Origin of the sequence: Neomoorella carbonis, assembly GCF_045278715.1 — a bacterium.
Taxonomy (GTDB): domain Bacteria; phylum Bacillota; class DSM-521; order Neomoorellales; family Neomoorellaceae; genus Neomoorella; species Neomoorella carbonis.
Genome location: NZ_CP136420.1, coordinates 1,825,905 through 1,841,920, shown reverse-complemented (window position 1 = coordinate 1,841,920; position 16,016 = coordinate 1,825,905). Strand labels below are relative to the sequence as shown.

Here is a 16,016-nt window from a genome sequence, read left to right as displayed (position 1 = left end):
GGGGCTTTAACTATCTCCTGGGGATGGCGATTGTGACTTCATTTGACGGCGTACTGGACTTATTTTTCTCATCCAGGGCAATGACCCGGTAACGGTAGGTAAAGCCGGGTTTCACGCTGGTGTCGGTATATATGGTATCTTTAACTATGGCCAGGCTTTTGCGGCTGGAGCCCTGGTTGCTGCGCTCAATAGAAAAGAGGAAATCATCCTTCCCGGGAAGCTCCCAGCGCAGAATTACCCTGGGCTGGCTGACGTTGGGGCCTACTTCCAAATGAGCCGTAAGATTGGGTGCCGGCGGGCCTGTCTCCTGGTTTCCCGGTCCCGAGGTATCTTTACTTAGCTGGTGGTCGGGCAGGTCACAGTGCCGGGCAGGAGTTTTTTCCGGGGGCAGCTGAACCTGCTTCACGTACTGGGGCGGGCAGCCCCCACCTTCCCCGGGTTTCGGGACATTGGCCAGGAAAAGTTCGGTGCCGTGGCGGGGGTCAGTACAGATGCTTACCAGCCCCGGCCTGTCACTGCCTTTGCCGCCGTGGAGGGTACAGACTTCCGCTGGCGCTTCCAGGTAGGCGTCTTCCGGTTTCACCGGGCCGTTATAGCCGCTGGGTCGCTTTAAAAAGACCCCTGTCGTTACATCCGGGCAATTGGGCGAAGCCAGCTGGCCGGTGGTGGTGCAAACCTGGGCCTGGACCCAGACATCCGAGACTTTCTTGGGCAACATGCTTTGGGTAAAGACTTCTTTGACAATAAACTCCCTGGGCGTCAGGTCGCTGGGCAAAAGGCCCGACTTGGCATCGACATCGGCATAGATTATGCCGCTGGGGCGGGGGAAATCCTGGACGGGTTGATCCTTTAAAGCAGCACCGATTACCTTCTTCCAGATTAGAGCCGGGTAACCGCCACCAGCGACACTTTTCAGGTAGTGTTTGGGATCGGTCTGGTCATACCCCATCCAGACGGCTCCTACCAGCTCGGGGGTATAGCCGACAAACCATGCGTCCTTTTCCCCTTTAAGCCCCCTGTATTCCGGGGTATCTGGCAGGGAAGTGGTACCTGTTTTACCTGCAGCCGGCCGGCCTATCTGGGCATTTTTACCGGTACCGGCCATAACGACGGTTTCCAGCATATCAGTCATGAGATAAGCAACCTGCTCACTCATGACCTCCTGGCGCTGGGGCTTGTTGACGATTAAGTCCCGGCCGTTACGATCGGTAATCCTGGTCACGAAGTGGGGGGTGATGTATATCCCCTGGTTGGCAAAAGCACCGTAGGCAGCAGCCATTTGCAGGGGGGAGACGCCTGTAGTCAGGCCCCCCAGGGCCAGGGCCAGGTTGCGGTCCTCCGGCTTTAAGGGCAGGCCCAGGCGGCGGCCGAATTCATAGCCCGTATCGATGCCGATAGTATTAAGCATTTTAACAGCGGGAATATTGACGGACCAGCGAACGGCCTCCCGCATGCTGATGAGACCCCGGTAGCGGCCGTCGTAATTGCCCGGGGTAAAGGGTTTGGGTGTACCGGGGTAGGTAACCGGTACGTCATCGATGACAAAGGCCGGGGGGTACCCCTTTTCCAGGGCCGGGGCATAGACAACCAGGGGCTTGATGGTAGAACCGGGCTGGCGTTCAGCCTGGATGGCCCGGTTGAAGCCACGCCTGGTGGTATAATCCCGCCCGCCGACCAGGCCCCGTACTTCACCGGTGCGGGGGTCCAGGACCACCATGGCGCTTTCAATCAGGCGGTCGGGACTGCTGGTAGGAAAATTGGATTTATCCTGGTAAACTTTCTCCATTTCGGCCTGGATTTTGGGATCGAGGGTAGTATAAATTTTCAGGCCACCCCGATAAAGCTCGGCGGATTCTATACCCTGGCTTTCCAGCAGGCGGCCGGCTTCATCAATAACAGCGTCGATAAAGTAAGGAAATTTTTCGGCCTGTGTTTTGGGGGCTTCACGGTATTCCAGTTTTTCCGCCTTGGCCTTTTCTGCCTGTTCAGGAGTTATATAGCCGTACTTGACCATGTTGTTCAGCACTTGTGCCTGGCGGCTTTTGGCGGCTTCCTCATTGCCTTTAGAACGGGGGTCATAGTTGGCCGGGCTCTGAATCAGGCCGGCCAGCATGGCCGATTCGGCAAGATCCAGGTCAGACACAGATTTACCGAAGTATAACCGCGCCGCCGCTTCCACCCCGTAAGTACCGGGCCCAAGGTAAACAATGTTGAGGTAACTTTCCAGGATTTCTTCTTTGGTATACATGCGTTCCAGTTCAATGGCCATTAAGGCTTCCTGGATTTTACGTTTTAAAGTGCGTTCAGGATTTTCAATAAAAGCGTTCTTGGCCAGCTGCTGGGTAATGGTGCTGCCGCCTTCGCGAATGCTGCCGCTCCGCAAATTAATCCACAATGCTCGGAGAATGGCTTTTAAGTCTACACCGTGATGCTGATAAAAACGGGCGTCCTCAATTGCGATGACTGCATTCTGCAGGTCTTTAGGAATTTTTTCCAGAGGCACAACAATGCGATTTTGTCCGCCATGCAGCTCTTCGATAAGCTGGCCGTTTTTATCATATATAAATGTAGTCATGGCCAGCTGGAGCTTGTCGGGCTGCCAGTCAGGCATAGTACGGATAACGCCGAAGGCAAAACCGGCGCCGGCGCCAGCCAGCATCACCGCCAGGACCAGCAGGATCAGCAACATGGCACGGAAACCGTTTAATTTGCGCTTTCGTTTTTTTGGGGGTGCCATTGTCCGGATGACCTCCTTTGCGGCCTCTTTATTATAACATAGCTTTACCCCCAGGGGAATGATAAGAGCTTGAAGCTCGCTCACAGCTTATGTTAAACTTAAACAGGTTCGCTAATTTTATAGATTAAAAACGCCTGTTTTACGCAAAAATTGCCTAAGAAAAATCCTGGGCACGAGAAGAGCCAAGTTACGGAGGATGATTCGGTTGGAACGGGAAGTAGAGCGGCAGCTTAAAGTCTTACGCCGCGGAGTGGCTGAAATTATTCCGGAGGAAGACTTAAAGGCCAAGTTAAAGAAGTCCCTCAGCACCGGGAAACCCCTGCGGGTTAAACTGGGCCTGGACCCAACGGCCCCGGACATCCACCTGGGCCATACGGTAGTGCTCCAGAAATTACGCCAGTTCCAGGATCTGGGCCACCAGGTGATTATTATTATCGGCGACTTTACCGGGAGAATCGGCGATCCCACCGGTAAATCGGAAACCAGGCGGCAGCTTTCGGAAGCTGAAGTCCTGGCCAATGCCGAAACCTACAAGGAGCAAATTTTTAAAATCCTGGACCCGGCCCGGACCGAGGTTACTTTTAACAGCCAGTGGCTGGCCAGGCTTACCTTTGCTGATGTTATCCAGCTGGCTGCTAAGATTACCGTGGCCAGGATGCTGGAAAGGGAAGACTTTGCCCGCCGTTACCAGGATAACCGTCCCATCAGCGTCCACGAATTCTTTTACCCCCTGATGCAGGGCTACGATTCCGTGGCCCTGGCGTCCGATGTCGAGCTGGGGGGAACGGATCAAAAGTTCAATCTCCTTATAGGTCGCCAGTTACAGCGGGAGTACGGCCAGGAACCCCAGGTGGCCATGATGATGCCCATCCTGCCGGGGCTGGACGGCGTGCAGAAGATGAGTAAAAGCCTGGGCAATTATATCGGCATCGACGAACCGCCTAAAGAGATGTACGGCAAGACCATGTCCTTGCCCGATGATCTTATGCTGACTTACTTTGAGCTGGTGACGACTGTATCCCTCGAGGAAATGGAAACCATAAGACAGGGCCTCGCCGACGGTAGCCTGCACCCGCGGGACGTAAAGATGCGCCTGGCCCGGGAAATTGTGGGCCTCTACCATGGGGAAGCAGCTGCCAGGGAGGCAGAAAAGGAATTTCGCCAGGTTTTCCAGCTGGGCGATCTGCCGGAAGAAATGCCGGAGGTGATCGTCGAGGAGGCCAGGATGTGGCTGCCGCGCTTGATGGTCCAGGCAGGCCTGGCCCCCAGCACCAGTGAAGCCAGGCGCCTGATCCGCCAGGGAGCAGTAAAACTCAATGGCGAGCGCCTGCTTGATCCAGACGCGGAAATAGCTGTGCACGACGGCCAGGTTCTCCAGGCCGGTAAGCGTAAATTTGCGCGGTTGCGGGTTCCTGTTGCCCCTCGCTAAAAGAATTTCACATTTTAACCGCCCCCGGAGTATACTTCTATATGGGGGTGGTTTGCCTTGCGGCGGCGGTGGCGGCGACCGGGACGGCGGCCAATGGGAGCTCTGGCGCTAGTCTTAGTAGCCGGCCTGCTGGTGCTTTTCCTGCTGGAATGGCGCCTGCACCTGGCTATGGAAACGGTAGCTTATGCTCAGGCCCGCTGGGCAGCTACCGGGGCCATGCAACAGGCAGTGCTGGATAAAATAACTGGCCAGGTAAGTTATAATAACCTGATTCAACCCGGAAGCAGCGATGGTCGGATAGTTTTCATGCAGGCCGACGCTTTGAGCATCAGCCGTCTCCAGGCCCAGGCCCAGCTGGCTATCCAGGAGCGCCTGGCCCAGCTGAAAGGCAAAACTTATTACTTACCTCTGGGGCAAGTGCTGGGGCTAAAGCTCCTGGCAGCCTACGGTCCCCCGGTGCCCCTGCGTTTTATTCCCATGGGTACCGTTAACGTCAATGTAGGGGATACCTTCGAAGCCACCGGCATCAACCAGACGCGCCACCGCATTTACCTCCAGGTAGAGAGCGAAGTCCAGGTAGTTGCCCCCTTCACCAGGAAACAGGTAACGGTTTCCTCTACCATTCCGGTGGCTGAGGCCATTATTGTCGGACCCGTTCCCCAGACCTATATTTCCCTGGGGTCTGACTTTGTGAAAGGTATTTTACGAACGCCACAATTTTAATTTTTCTTGTCCACCAGGCAGGAATCGGGCTTTTAAGAGCGAATATTAAATTATAAAGCGGTGTGGAGACCGCGCTGGATGGAAGGCCACGAGGAGGTCGGAGTCGACACTGGAGTCGACAAGGTTCCCTGTGGCCCTTTTTACATTATTTAACAGGGAGTGATTTATACCTGCGAATAGCAGTGGTAGACGGGCAGGGGGGCGGCATCGGCAGGCATATTACCATGAGGCTCAGGGAAGAACTACAGCCAGAGGTAGAAATCCTGGCCCTGGGTACCAACGCTGCCGCTACCGTAGCCATGCTCAAAGCTGGGGCCAATGAAGGGGCCACCGGGGAAAGGGCCATCATCTATAACGCCCCCCGGGTAGATGCCATCACCGGTTCCGTAGCCATCCTTATAGCCGACGCCATGCTGGGGGAACTGACGCCGGCCATGGCCGCGGCCATTGCCGCCAGCCCGGCACGTAAATTTCTCCTGCCTATAAATAAGGCCGGCGTTGAAATAATCGGTGTTGTCCCTGAACCCTTACCCCACCTGATTGACGCCCTGGCCCGGCGTCTTAAAGCCTTTTGCGAAGGAGGAACCCGGAAAGATGTGTGAAGCCAATGCTTATCTCTTGAAAGAGGGCGGGGAAGAAGAACTGGTCTTTGAAAATGTTGACCGGATCGTGCCCCGGGAAGATGGTATCCTCTTGGAAGATATCTTTGGCAAAAAGAAAATCCTACGTGCCCGCATCAAAGAAATGGCCCTGGTCGATCATAAAATTTTCCTCGAGGCCATTTAAATCCACGCATTAATGCCAGCTAAGCCACTGCATAATAGTTGAGATGCAGTGGCTTTTCACTTGACATAGCCTGTACCGGAAGTTAAAATATGATCAATTCCGATATGAAAAGTATACATTAAGGAGGAAAATAACCATGAACGTAGCCGCCGACATAACCCAGCTGATTGGCCGGACGCCAGTGGTAAGCTTACAACGCCTGGTGGAAAATGGGGCGGCAGTATATGTAAAACTGGAATACTTTAATCCCGGGTCGAGCGTTAAAGACCGGATCGCCCTCAGCATGATTGAAGCTGCGGAAGCAGAAGGTAAGCTTAAACCGGGTGCCACCATCGTGGAACCCACCAGCGGCAATACCGGCATTGGCCTGGCCATGATTGCAGCGGTTCGCGGCTACCGCTTAATCATTGTCATGCCGGAAACCATGAGCATTGAACGCCGCAAACTCCTGGCGGCCTATGGCGCTGAATTTATCCTAACTCCGGGGCAACTGGGTATGAAGGGGGCCGTAGATAAAGCCCTGGAGTTAGTCCGGGAAAACCCTGATTATTTCATGCCCCAGCAGTTTGAAAACCCGGCCAACCCTGATGTACACCGCCGCACCACAGCCCGGGAAATTTTAGAGCAAATGGGTAAAGACCTGGATGCCTTTGTGGCCGGAGTGGGTACCGGCGGTACCATTACCGGCGTCGGCGAGGTTTTAAAGCAGGAAATTCCGGGGATAAAAATTATTGCCGTGGAACCGGCAGCTTCCCCCGTCCTTTCCGGGGGCCGGCCGGGACCCCATAAGATCCAGGGCATCGGGGCCGGCTTTATCCCGCAGGTCCTGCGCCGCGAAGTAATCGATGAAGTTGTTACCGTGTCCAATGAAGATGCCCTCATGACCGCCCGGCGCCTGGCCCGGATGGAAGGCCTGCTGGTAGGCATCTCTTCCGGTGCAGCCGTCTATGCCGCCCTTCAGGTAGCCCGGCGCCTGGGTAAAGGTAAAAAAGTACTGGCCATTGCTCCGGATACCGGCGAGCGTTATCTGAGCACCGAACTTTTTAAAATCGGGTAGATTAAGCGCCTGAGTAAATAGCCCCTTTTAACCCACCCGCCGGGTTAAAAGGGGCTATTACGTTTCAGCCTTGATAGGACCGCCAGGTCAGGTCTTACCCAGCAATAACTTTTCTCTACTTACCGGTGAATAGCTGCACCCAGTAGTTACCGTAACTGCCGCCTTTGGCATGGCCGACGCCAATGGCCGTAAAATTGGGGTTTAAGATATTGCTGCGGTGGCCGGGGCTACCCATCCAGGCAGCTACCACAGCTTCAGGCGTTTGATAGCCGGCGGCAATGTTTTCACCGGCGGTACGGTAAGTAATACCGAATTTCTGCAACATGGTAAAGAAAGGACCGTAGGTAGGCGATTCGTGGCTGAAGTAATTATTATCCCGCATGTCTTCAGCCTTGAGGCGCGCTACTTTTGCCAGTTGCAAATCTACTGTTAACGGCTTCAGCCCGGCTTTAGCCCGTTCGGCGTTGACCAGGTCGACGACTTTTTGCTCAAACTGGCTTAGCTGGTAGTTGCCGGTGGCAGGCTGGGGTGCAGGTTGCGGGGCTGGAGCTGGTGCCGGTGCCGGTTTTGGTGCTGGAGCAGGTTGAGGTTGAGGTGCCGGTTGCGGGCGGTAATATCTGATGTATAAATAATTTTGCGGTGCGAAATGGAAAGCATAATAGTTACCATTGTAAGTTGCAGCTTGAACGGGTGTGACCGGTACGATGGCCAGGGTGGTAACAATTAATAATACAGCCAGGGATGCGGCCATGGTTTTGAATTTGGACCGCAAAACTAACCCCTCCTTTACAAACCTAATTACATTAACGCCTGGCGGACCAGTAAAAAATCCACCCCCCTCCAACGCCTGCGAGGTTAGCTGACGGGTGCGGGCCGAAGGTTAGCCCTACCACCAAGTGGATTAACCCCAGAAAAATTGGTTCCCCCGCTTTCGTAAAAGGAAATTCGGCGTTTCTGGTGGCCACGGCGTGAAATAAAAGTTACAAATAGAATTTTACCATATAGGCGCCAAAAAGTTAACATAAAATTGGGCGTGTCTTCGAGGTAAAATATTACAGACATATCCGGCAGCGGGTAATGTGGATAATGAGGCTTATTGCTTAACTGCGGTTTTGTATGTTAGAATTTTAACGGCAGTTAGAGGTGAGAGGGGGGTCAAAGAATGTCCGGACATTCCAAGTGGGCCAACATAAAACATCGTAAGGCCAAGATGGATGAAAAGCGCGGCCGTCTCTTTACCAAAATAGGGCGGGAGATTATCATTGCTGCCCGGCAGGGAGGCGGTGACCCGGAAGGTAACCCGCGCTTGAAGGCAGCCATCGCCCGGGCCAAGGAAGTCAATATGCCCAATGAGAATATCCAGCGGGCCATTATGCGCGGTACCGGCGAGATTGAAGGCGCAGCCTATGAAGAAATGGTTTATGAAGGCTATGGCCCCGGGGGCGTAGCCATGTTGCTAAATATTGCTACGGACAACCGTAACCGCACGGCTTCAGAAATCCGGTATATCTTTTCCCGCAATGGTGGAAATTTGGGGGAAAGCGGCTGTGTAGCCTGGATGTTTAACCCCAAGGGGGTAGTTAGCGTCGAAGTTCCGGCGGGAGAAACCCGGGAAGAATTAATCCTCCAGGCCATCGAGGCCGGGGCAGAAGATGTTGATGATAGTGACCCTGACGCCATAGAAATAAAAACTGCTCCCGAGGACCTGGAGAAGGTAAAGAAAGCCCTGCAGGAAGCCGGAGCTACTATTACTAGCGCCGAAATAGCAATGGTACCCCAGACTACAGTAACCATTGACGATCCGGAAATGGCCGCTAAAGTCATGCGCCTGGTGGACCGCCTGGAGGATCACGATGACGTCCAGGCTGTTTATACCAACGCCGACATTCCTGCTGCCGTTCTGGAGCAACTGGAGTTATAAGCTAGTATAAAACCCTGGTGCGCCGGCAAAGCTATAAGGTGGTAATTCCTGTTAGAAGGAGGTGCCACCTTGGGCGACGCTAGCCGGCGCTTTATTGTTATTGGCCTCATGATTTTTCTCCTCGGGGGGCTGGTGGCTTACCAGCAAGCCAGGGTAAGTACCGGGCAAAGGCCGGTTATCTTACGAGTGCCGGGCCTTCTGGAGCCGCGGGTACTGGAGGAACCCCGCCTGGAGAAATATTACCGCTACTGCGGCCACAGGGAACCTATTCCTTTGCCGGCAGGGGTCAAGTGGAACTGGGCCGGTAAAGAAGAAATGAGTATCCTTTTCCCGCCGGCCGAGGGCTGGCGCATAACCCGGGAAGGGGAACGCCTGGTCATCACCCAGGAGGTAGACGACCTGTGCCCTGCCGATGCACCCAGACGCCACCTGGCCGTCAAGGATGGGCTGGTGGCCATTTACCAGGGCCCGGCCGGCAGCCTGGGGCCACTAATGCGGGTAACGAACCTGAAAGTTGCCTCCCTGCCGCCCAGCTGGCGGGAAAAAATAGAAAATGGCCAGGCAGAATTTAATTCCGAACAAGAGGTCCTGGAAGCCCTGGATAGCCTGGACGAATTTCGCCCCTAGAGGTCAGTATTTACTCCTTTGCTCCTTCATACCTCCACCTTTCATGATTTCTTTTAAAAAACCCTTGTATAAACGAAGCCCTGGGTTTAAGCTTAGGGTGGAGGGATAAACATGACTAAAGAAACGATGCGCCCCCAGGGATATGTGGATGCCCACTTACATGTATGGGAATTTTCCCTCTTCAATCACTTCGCCAGCCTGGAAAGATGCTCAAACCTCGAAGAACTGGTGGCAACCCTGAGGTCTCGTTTGGTTGAAGGGTGGGCCATAGGGGTACGCTTTAACCAGGAACGGTTGGCCGAAAAAATTATCCCCGGGCGGGCCTTCCTGGACCATGCCTTCGGTTCAACGCCGGCGGTAATAGTCCGGACCTGCCTGCACCTGGCCGCAGCCAACACGGCCGCCATGCAGAGGTTGGGATTTTTCGCGGAAAACGGCCTCTTCCATGAGGCCGAAGTATTTAAACTCCTAAATACCTTAGTAGCAAGCCTCAACCTGGAGCCAGGAGACATCCTATCCCGGGGCTTAAGGGAACTTAAGAAACTGGGGATAATTAAAGTCATCGATATGGGAATGGATCGAGACAAGCGCCCCTTCTTTGAGGGCCTGGACCAGGGGGTCAAAGTGGATTTCTACACGGTGGACTTCGAGCTACTGGATGAAGCTCTGGGGTTTAAAGTCTTCCTGGACGGGGGCCTGGGCGCTCGTACCGCAGCGCTTACAGAGGAATATGCCGATGATCCCGGTAACTATGGTATGCTGAATTATACTGATGAGGCCCTCCTTTCCCTGGTAGATAAGGTACACCAAAAAGGTAAACCCATAGCCGCTCACGCCATTGGCGACCGGGCCATTGACCAATTCCTGCGTGTTGTGCGGCAGAGCCGCCACCCCCTGGACCGCCTGGAACACGTCCAGTACGCCCGGGATGAGCAGCTGGATACCCTGGCGGAACTCGAGATCCCGGTCTGTATCCAGCCCATCTTTTCCCGGGAAATATCCTGGGCCGTGCACAGGTTAGGCCCGGAGCGCATGAAGACAGCCTACGCCTGGGGGCTCATGAAGGATAAAGGTATCCGCTTGCTGGCCGGTTCCGACGCCCCTGTGGAAGGCCACGATCCCAGGGAAGCGGCCGCTACGGTCGCCTGCCTGAAAGGCAGACATCATCTGGATTTCGAGGAGGTTTTAGACCTTTTTGCGCGGGCCAACTGGGAGCTCTATAATGGCTAAGCAGGTGGGTTGGCCCCGATTATGGTTGGGGGCGGTTCATGGGCGGTATAGGGGCGGGGTAACACCAGGAATTTTGCTACCCGGCCGCCAGCAGGGCTGCCCCCAGGGCTCCAATTATTTGCGGGTCCGGGGGGATGCGGATGCTTGTGCCAAGGTATTCTTCCAGGCTTTTTACAACTCCCAGGTTTTTGGCCACCCCGCCCGTCATGGCTACCGGCTCTTCCCAGCCTGCCCGCTGGGCCATGGCCACTACCCGCTGGGCGATGGCATTATGCAGGCCCTTGATAATTTCTGCTACCGGCCGGCCTTCGGCTACCAGGGAAACAACTTCGGATTCGGCAAAGACGGTACACATGCTGCTAATGCTGGCACCCTGGCTTGCCTGTTGAGAGAGGGTCCCCATATCCTTTACCGGGACCTCCAGGGCGCTGGCCATGACTTCTAGGAAACGGCCGGTGCCGGCGGCACATTTCTCATTCATGACAAAATCCCGCACTTTGCCGCCGTCATCCAGGAGGATAACTTTGCTATCCTGGCCGCCAATATCGATGACCGTGCGTATGTCCGGCCAGAGGTGATAAATTCCCCTGGCGTGGCAGGTTATTTCTGTAACCCGGCGCTGGGCGAAGGGAACCCGGATACGGCCGTAGCCCGTGGCCACAATGCCGTCCAGGGAATCTTCCTTAAACCCGGCTTGTTCCAGGGCCTCCTGTAAAGCCTTTCTGGCAATCTCAGCGCTGTCAACGCCGCTCTTCAGGACGGCGGCGCCCACCACCCGGCCGTCCCGGACTACAACTGCTTTGGTCGTCAGGGACCCGATATCCACTCCCGCTGTTAGGACCAAGGGTATAACCTCCCGGAGTAATTAATTTCTTTATAATAACATTTCCAGAAAACCTTCCAGGCGCGTCCTGACAGCGCCTGGAGCGTATTTGCTTTGATCGACGCAGTCACCCTCCAGGTTGAGGAAAGGTATGCCCCTTTCCCGTAAAGCATCCTGCAACAAGCGCAAACCAGCTGTGCTCTGGCGGCAACCCCAGTGGGCAAAATGGATGACCCCACCGGCCTGGTAGGCGTCGACCATGGCCAGGATAGCTTCTATCCTCCTGGTCATAGGGCCAAGGCCGTGGTGGCTTAAAACTTTACGCGCCAGGCTGTAAAAGGGCCTTTCCGGGTCCAGGGGTTCCCAATAAACATAATTCATTTCTTCGCAAACCACCACTGCCCCGGCTTCCTGTTCTAAAATCTGGAAAATGGCATTGGGGTAATAGGGCCGCAGGTGCAACCATACCAAACGGGCCTTTTCTTCCGGTACGGCCCGGCGCTGGTCCCGGTAACGCTGGGCCAGCTCCGTTAATAGTTCCCCGTAAACCTCCACCGAGGTTGAGGCGCCAAAACCCGCCAGTATGAGGTAAATAAAGCTGTGGGCTTCTTCCCCCCGGATGCAGGCCGGGCGCTGCTGGCGCAGGCGGTTTATTGCCAGCAGGCGTTCCCGGGCTGCGTTGGAGTTAACAAGGGCCTCTTGAAAACGGTCCCCGTCCCACTCCAGGTTTAAGGTTTCTGCCAGGGAAAAGGTTATACTTTTGAGCTGGCGGGCGACATATTCCAGGGCGGCGGCGTCCTGCTGGTGGGGTACGTCTAACAGGTAAAAGGGCACCCCGTGGTAAGCTGCCGTAGCCGCCAGGGATTGGGGAGCGGTGTCGCACAGGTGAGAGCTGCAGACTACCGCTGCTGGCGGCGGGAAGTAACCTTCCCGGTCGCAACCATGGGCCAGGCGGTGGAAGGAGCAGGCCTCGCTGCTTACCCAATCACCTTCAGCCCGCTGCAAGGCCCTCCCGGCTATCCCCAAACCTGTAGCCACCACAGCGGCTGCTTCCGGGGCAAAGGGAACTGCTCCCAGACCATAAAGGACCTCGGTGGGGAAGAAAACATTGTGCCAGATCACCGGCCTTTTTTGTAGAAAAGCTGCTGCTGCCTGGTCGATGGTATTGAGAAGCAGCCGGTGGGCCGCCTGCCAGGGATAATGTCTTTTTTGGGCTGCCGCGGCCTGCTTTAGCAGTCTATATGTCCAGGGAGATTTTAAGGCGCGCTGGCGCAAAGTCGATTCCAGATAAGAGCGCAATAACTGGTAGATATCCACTACCGCACCTCCAGCATTTCTAGAAAGGCTTCCACCCGCGTCTGCCACTGGCCCCGGTTACCACCGCTGAAATCCCCATCGAGGCGAAGGAGGGGTAACCCCCTCTTTTCGCAAAAGCTCTTCAGGGCCAGGAAGTCGTACATGGCGGCATCGCAAAACTTCATGGCATGGTAAATGACTCCCTGGATACGGAACCGGTCTACTGCTTCGGCCCAGTACTGGCAGCGTTTCTCGCGCTCGTTTACCATCCTGGGACAGGGGGGGGATCCCAGGTAGAGCCTGGCCAGGTAAAGGTAAGGGTCACCCTCTGCCCCGGTGGCGGGGGCTAATAAAAGGCGCCGGCCATTGCAGCTGTCCTCGAAAACAGATAAACCGCCGCATTCTTCTACCATGGCAATTAATTCTCGCGGGAGGATGCTCCCGGAAAGCAGCAAGCGCGGCCGCCCGGCGTTTTTTCTACAGGGTTGCCTGGCTAACCGGTTAATAACCGTCTCCCATTTTTCTGCTTCCCCGGGGTTAAGGGGCGTTTGCCACCTGGCCAGCCCGTCCATGATTTCTTCCCCGGCCGGAGGGTCTTGCCCCGCGGCCCGGCAGGTTAAAAGCTCACGCCAGGCTGCCCTTTGTTCTTCCCACCAGGTTATGGCCGCCCATAAACGTTCTTCGTCTAATTGCCGCGCCCCGGAGTGAGCGAGCTCTGACGCTAGCCGGCGTAAATTCTGGCTGAAATAGAAAACTGCGTTCTCATCAAGGCGGCGGGGCACATCGAGGACGAGGGTATTACCCTTTAAACCATAGCGGGGCCATACGTTAGCCAGGTGGATCATGGCGTTGCAGGAGCGGGCGATTACGACGCCGGCCAGGGGCGGCAACTCCTGCTTGATGGCTGCCTCGAGGCAGCTCTGGACATAAGGGCAGAGGTTCCCCGGCAGATATGTAGCGGCGCGCGGGTTATTGCCTTTTCTTCCCAGCAGCCGGTAAGGTGTGTACCCTAGAGCAGTTAAAATTTCCACCGGCGTATAGTGGCACAGCCAGCCCATCAAGTTGCTCATTTCTTGCTCCCCTCAATTCAAGCCTGCCAGGTCTTGCCGGCATCCAGATATATTATAACTCTTTCCAGCCGGCAAGATATAGAAAATTGGCCTGGAATAATAGTTTGCATGGTACAAAAAAAGGAACTACTATCTTTAACGTCGAATAATTGCCAGGGAGGAGTAAAAGGATGTTGATCCTGGGAATCGACCCTGGTACAGCCATAGTTGGCTATGGCCTGATAGAGGTGAGGAATGCCGGGCCACTGCAGGCCTTTGCTTATGGCTGTATCCGGACGCCGGCAGGGGAAAAAGCAAGCCGGCGCTTGGTCCTGATTTACGACCACCTCCAGGAAATAATAAAAAATTACCGTCCGGATATTATGGCCATTGAAGAACTCTTTTTTAATAAAAACAGCCGTACGGCCATGGCGGTAGGCCAGGCCCGGGGGGTGGCGTTGCTCGCGGCAGCTCATGCGGCCCTTCCCGTTGCCGAGTACACGCCCCTGGAAGTCAAACAGGCGGTGACCGGTTATGGCCGGGCTCCCAAAGAGCAGGTGCAGCGGATGGTTCAGGCCCTGCTGGGCCTGAAAAGCCGGCCGGAACCCGATGATGTGGCCGATGCCCTGGCCGTAGCCATTTGCCACGCAAGTATAGCTCCCTGGCGCCGGCGGGAAGCCGGGGTGTTGCCGCAGTGATTGGTTACCTGCGCGGGCGGCTACTCCAGGTAATGCCGGAAGGGATTTTGCTGGAAACCGGGGGCGTTGGCTGGTTTGTCCGTACACCGCCCGCGGAAGTTTGGCCGCCTGCGGGAACAGAGATTGCCGTCTATACCCACCTGGTAGTCAGGGAAGACGCCCTTGAGCTCTACGGTTTTACCCGGCCCGAGGGGCTAAGGTTCTTTACCCTTTTACTGGGGGTGGCTGGCATTGGTCCCCGCGGGGCACTCCAAATCCTCGCGGCGGCATCTCCGGAAAAGCTGGCGCAGGCTATTGTTGCTGAAGATACCGCCTTCCTGACCGCCCTCCCCGGCATCGGAGCCAAGAAGGCTAAACGCCTGCTCCTGGAATTAAAAGATGCCGTTTTAAAATCGGGTCTCGCCGGTGAGACTGTGGTAACAGCCGGGGTGTCCGGGGATAACGGGGCCGGCGCTAATGATGAAGCCCTGGCCGCCCTCCTGGCCCTGGGCTACAGCCGCGATGAGATAAGCCAGGTTCTGGCCAGGGTTAAGGTGGAACTGGGGCCGGAGGCCGGTACGGCGGCCATCATCCAGGGAGTGTTGAAAACCATAGGCCGGGGAGGTGGAGCTGTTTGACGGCAGAGCGCTTGCTGGCCGGGAACCTGCACCGGGAAGACGAAGAACTGGAAGTGAGCCTGCGCCCGCGCCACCTGGCGGAATATATCGGCCAGGAGCATGTCAAGGAAACCTTAAGCATCTTTATCCAGGCGGCCCGGGAGCGGGGGGAAGCCCTGGACCACGTCCTGCTCTACGGCCCTCCCGGCCTGGGGAAGACCACCCTGGCCGGGATAATTGCCAACGAGCTGGGGGTAAGTTTAAGGGTCACCTCGGGTCCGGCCCTGGAACGAGCCGGGGATCTGGCGGCCATCCTAACCAATTTGGAGCCCCGGGACGTTCTCTTTATAGATGAAATCCACCGCCTACCCCGCCAGGTAGAGGAGATCCTGTACCCGGCCATGGAAGATTTTGCCCTGGATATTATTCTGGGCAAAGGCCCCGGTGCCCGCTCTATCCGCCTTGATTTACCTCCCTTTACCCTGGTTGGGGCTACCACCAGGGCCGGGTTGTTGTCTTCGCCTTTAAGGGATCGCTTCGGCATTAATTCTCGCCTGGAGTTTTACCAGATAGAGGAACTGGAGCAAATTATTCTCCGGGCGGCAGCCATCCTGCAGGTAAGCATTGAGCCTGAAGGGGCCAGGGAGATTGCCTGCCGTTCCCGGGGAACACCCCGGGTGGCCAACCGCCTGCTGAAAAGGGTACGGGATTACGCTGAAGTCCGGGCCGGGGGGACAATTACCCGGCAGGTAGCCAGGGAAGCTTTAGAACTCCTGCAAGTTGACTCCTTAGGCCTGGACAATTCCGACCGCCGCCTGTTGTTAACCCTTATCAAGAAATTTAACGGTGGCCCGGTGGGCCTGGACACCCTGGCGGCGGCTATCAGCGAAGAACCGGATACCATTGAGGATGTCTATGAGCCATTTTTGCTCCAGCACGGTTTTATCCAGCGCACTCCCCGGGGCCGCATGGCTACAGCCAGGGCCTACGAGCACCTGGGGATATCCCGGATGGACAGTTTGTTTTAAATTAAATTGGAGGAAC

16 protein-coding genes and 1 riboswitch are annotated in these 16,016 nt (G+C 55.8%); of the genes, 11 read left to right on the top strand and 5 right to left on the bottom strand.

What is annotated here, in order from left to right; genetic code table 11:
* Positions 1–10 precede the first annotated feature (10 nt).
* Positions 11–2,737, bottom strand: a complete 2,727-nt coding sequence (locus MCACP_RS09540) for a transglycosylase domain-containing protein (RefSeq protein ID WP_406676549.1) — start codon at positions 2,735–2,737, stop codon at positions 11–13.
* Between the two features lie 196 nt (positions 2,738–2,933).
* Between MCACP_RS09540 and tyrS the strand changes: the two genes are divergently transcribed.
* The 5 genes from tyrS to cysK all read left to right on the top strand — a co-directional run bounded on the left by tyrS (position 2,934) and on the right by cysK (position 6,732).
* A complete protein-coding gene (gene tyrS / locus MCACP_RS09535) occupies positions 2,934–4,166 on the top strand; it encodes a tyrosine--tRNA ligase (RefSeq protein WP_406676548.1) in 1,233 nt (410 codons plus the stop codon).
* Positions 4,167–4,223: 57 nt separating this feature from the next.
* On the top strand, positions 4,224–4,889 hold the full coding sequence (gene yunB, locus MCACP_RS09530; protein ID WP_406676547.1) for a sporulation protein YunB: 666 nt from the start codon (positions 4,224–4,226) through the stop codon (positions 4,887–4,889).
* A gap of 170 nt (positions 4,890–5,059) precedes the next feature.
* The gene (locus MCACP_RS09525; protein ID WP_406678730.1) at positions 5,060–5,491 is read left to right on the top strand and encodes a DUF3842 family protein; all 432 of its coding nucleotides are present in this window, start codon (positions 5,060–5,062) and stop codon (positions 5,489–5,491) included.
* Positions 5,484–5,675, top strand: coding sequence for a CooT family nickel-binding protein (locus MCACP_RS09520; RefSeq protein WP_406676546.1), 192 nt, complete (start codon positions 5,484–5,486; stop codon positions 5,673–5,675). Before MCACP_RS09525 ends, MCACP_RS09520 begins: the two co-directional genes overlap by 8 nt.
* A 136-nt stretch (positions 5,676–5,811) precedes the next feature.
* On the top strand, positions 5,812–6,732 hold the full coding sequence (cysK, locus tag MCACP_RS09515; protein WP_406676545.1) for a cysteine synthase A: 921 nt from the start codon (positions 5,812–5,814) through the stop codon (positions 6,730–6,732).
* Between the two features lie 115 nt (positions 6,733–6,847).
* Here cysK and MCACP_RS09510 read toward each other — a convergent pair whose 3' ends face one another.
* Positions 6,848–7,504 (bottom strand): CAP domain-containing protein, encoded by a 657-nt coding sequence (locus MCACP_RS09510; RefSeq protein ID WP_406676544.1) that lies wholly within the window; start codon positions 7,502–7,504, stop codon positions 6,848–6,850.
* A 57-nt stretch (positions 7,505–7,561) separates the two neighbouring features.
* Positions 7,562–7,693, bottom strand: a riboswitch (cyclic di-AMP (ydaO/yuaA leader).
* A gap of 201 nt (positions 7,694–7,894) precedes the next feature.
* Between MCACP_RS09510 and MCACP_RS09505 the strand changes: the two genes are divergently transcribed.
* From MCACP_RS09505 to MCACP_RS09495, 3 genes are all read left to right on the top strand, one after another.
* Positions 7,895–8,653 carry a YebC/PmpR family DNA-binding transcriptional regulator gene (locus MCACP_RS09505; RefSeq protein ID WP_406676543.1) on the top strand — a complete coding sequence of 253 codons (759 nt, stop codon included), beginning with the start codon at positions 7,895–7,897 and terminating at the stop codon, positions 8,651–8,653.
* Between the two features lie 69 nt (positions 8,654–8,722).
* The gene (locus MCACP_RS09500; RefSeq protein WP_406676542.1) at positions 8,723–9,280 is read left to right on the top strand and encodes a BofC C-terminal domain-containing protein; all 558 of its coding nucleotides are present in this window, start codon (positions 8,723–8,725) and stop codon (positions 9,278–9,280) included.
* A 111-nt stretch (positions 9,281–9,391) separates the two neighbouring features.
* A complete protein-coding gene (locus tag MCACP_RS09495; RefSeq protein WP_406676541.1) occupies positions 9,392–10,510 on the top strand; it encodes an amidohydrolase in 1,119 nt (372 codons plus the stop codon).
* A gap of 76 nt (positions 10,511–10,586) precedes the next feature.
* Here MCACP_RS09495 and MCACP_RS09490 read toward each other — a convergent pair whose 3' ends face one another.
* Genes MCACP_RS09490 through MCACP_RS09480 form a run of 3 tightly spaced genes read right to left on the bottom strand, consistent with a single transcriptional unit; the run spans position 10,587 to position 13,699 of the window.
* A complete protein-coding gene (locus MCACP_RS09490) occupies positions 10,587–11,354 on the bottom strand; it encodes an acyl-CoA dehydratase activase (protein ID WP_406676540.1) in 768 nt (255 codons plus the stop codon).
* 30 nt (positions 11,355–11,384) lie between these two features.
* The gene (locus MCACP_RS09485; RefSeq protein ID WP_406676539.1) at positions 11,385–12,650 is read right to left on the bottom strand and encodes a 2-hydroxyacyl-CoA dehydratase subunit D; all 1,266 of its coding nucleotides are present in this window, start codon (positions 12,648–12,650) and stop codon (positions 11,385–11,387) included.
* On the bottom strand, positions 12,650–13,699 hold the full coding sequence (locus MCACP_RS09480; protein ID WP_406676538.1) for a 2-hydroxyacyl-CoA dehydratase family protein: 1,050 nt from the start codon (positions 13,697–13,699) through the stop codon (positions 12,650–12,652). Before MCACP_RS09480 ends, MCACP_RS09485 begins: the two co-directional genes overlap by 1 nt.
* A 170-nt stretch (positions 13,700–13,869) precedes the next feature.
* Between MCACP_RS09480 and ruvC the strand changes: the two genes are divergently transcribed.
* Genes ruvC through ruvB form a run of 3 tightly spaced genes read left to right on the top strand, consistent with a single transcriptional unit; the run spans position 13,870 to position 16,000 of the window.
* Positions 13,870–14,376, top strand: coding sequence for a crossover junction endodeoxyribonuclease RuvC (ruvC, locus tag MCACP_RS09475; protein WP_406676537.1), 507 nt, complete (start codon positions 13,870–13,872; stop codon positions 14,374–14,376).
* Positions 14,319–14,993, top strand: a complete 675-nt coding sequence (gene ruvA, locus MCACP_RS09470; protein ID WP_406676536.1) for a Holliday junction branch migration protein RuvA — start codon at positions 14,319–14,321, stop codon at positions 14,991–14,993. The genes ruvC and ruvA overlap by 58 nt, the downstream gene beginning before the upstream one ends.
* On the top strand, positions 14,990–16,000 hold the full coding sequence (ruvB, locus tag MCACP_RS09465) for a Holliday junction branch migration DNA helicase RuvB (RefSeq protein WP_406676535.1): 1,011 nt from the start codon (positions 14,990–14,992) through the stop codon (positions 15,998–16,000). Before ruvA ends, ruvB begins: the two co-directional genes overlap by 4 nt.
* Positions 16,001–16,016: the final 16 nt, after the last annotated feature.

What these genes read in the sequence shown, in the direction of transcription:
- MCACP_RS09495 (WP_406676541.1), top strand. Translation starts at nt 9,392, where the DNA reads ATGACTAAAGAAACGATGCGCCCCCAGGGATATGTGGATGCCCACTTA.
- cysK (WP_406676545.1), top strand. Translation starts at nt 5,812, where the DNA reads ATGAACGTAGCCGCCGACATAACCCAGCTGATTGGCCGGACGCCAGTG.
- MCACP_RS09505 (WP_406676543.1), top strand. Translation starts at nt 7,895, where the DNA reads ATGTCCGGACATTCCAAGTGGGCCAACATAAAACATCGTAAGGCCAAG.
- ruvC (WP_406676537.1), top strand. Translation starts at nt 13,870, where the DNA reads ATGTTGATCCTGGGAATCGACCCTGGTACAGCCATAGTTGGCTATGGC.
- MCACP_RS09540 (WP_406676549.1), bottom strand. Translation starts at nt 2,737, where the DNA reads ATGGCACCCCCAAAAAAACGAAAGCGCAAATTAAACGGTTTCCGTGCC.
- MCACP_RS09480 (WP_406676538.1), bottom strand. Translation starts at nt 13,699, where the DNA reads ATGAGCAACTTGATGGGCTGGCTGTGCCACTATACGCCGGTGGAAATT.
- tyrS (WP_406676548.1), top strand. Translation starts at nt 2,934, where the DNA reads ATGATTCGGTTGGAACGGGAAGTAGAGCGGCAGCTTAAAGTCTTACGC.
- MCACP_RS09520 (WP_406676546.1), top strand. Translation starts at nt 5,484, where the DNA reads ATGTGTGAAGCCAATGCTTATCTCTTGAAAGAGGGCGGGGAAGAAGAA.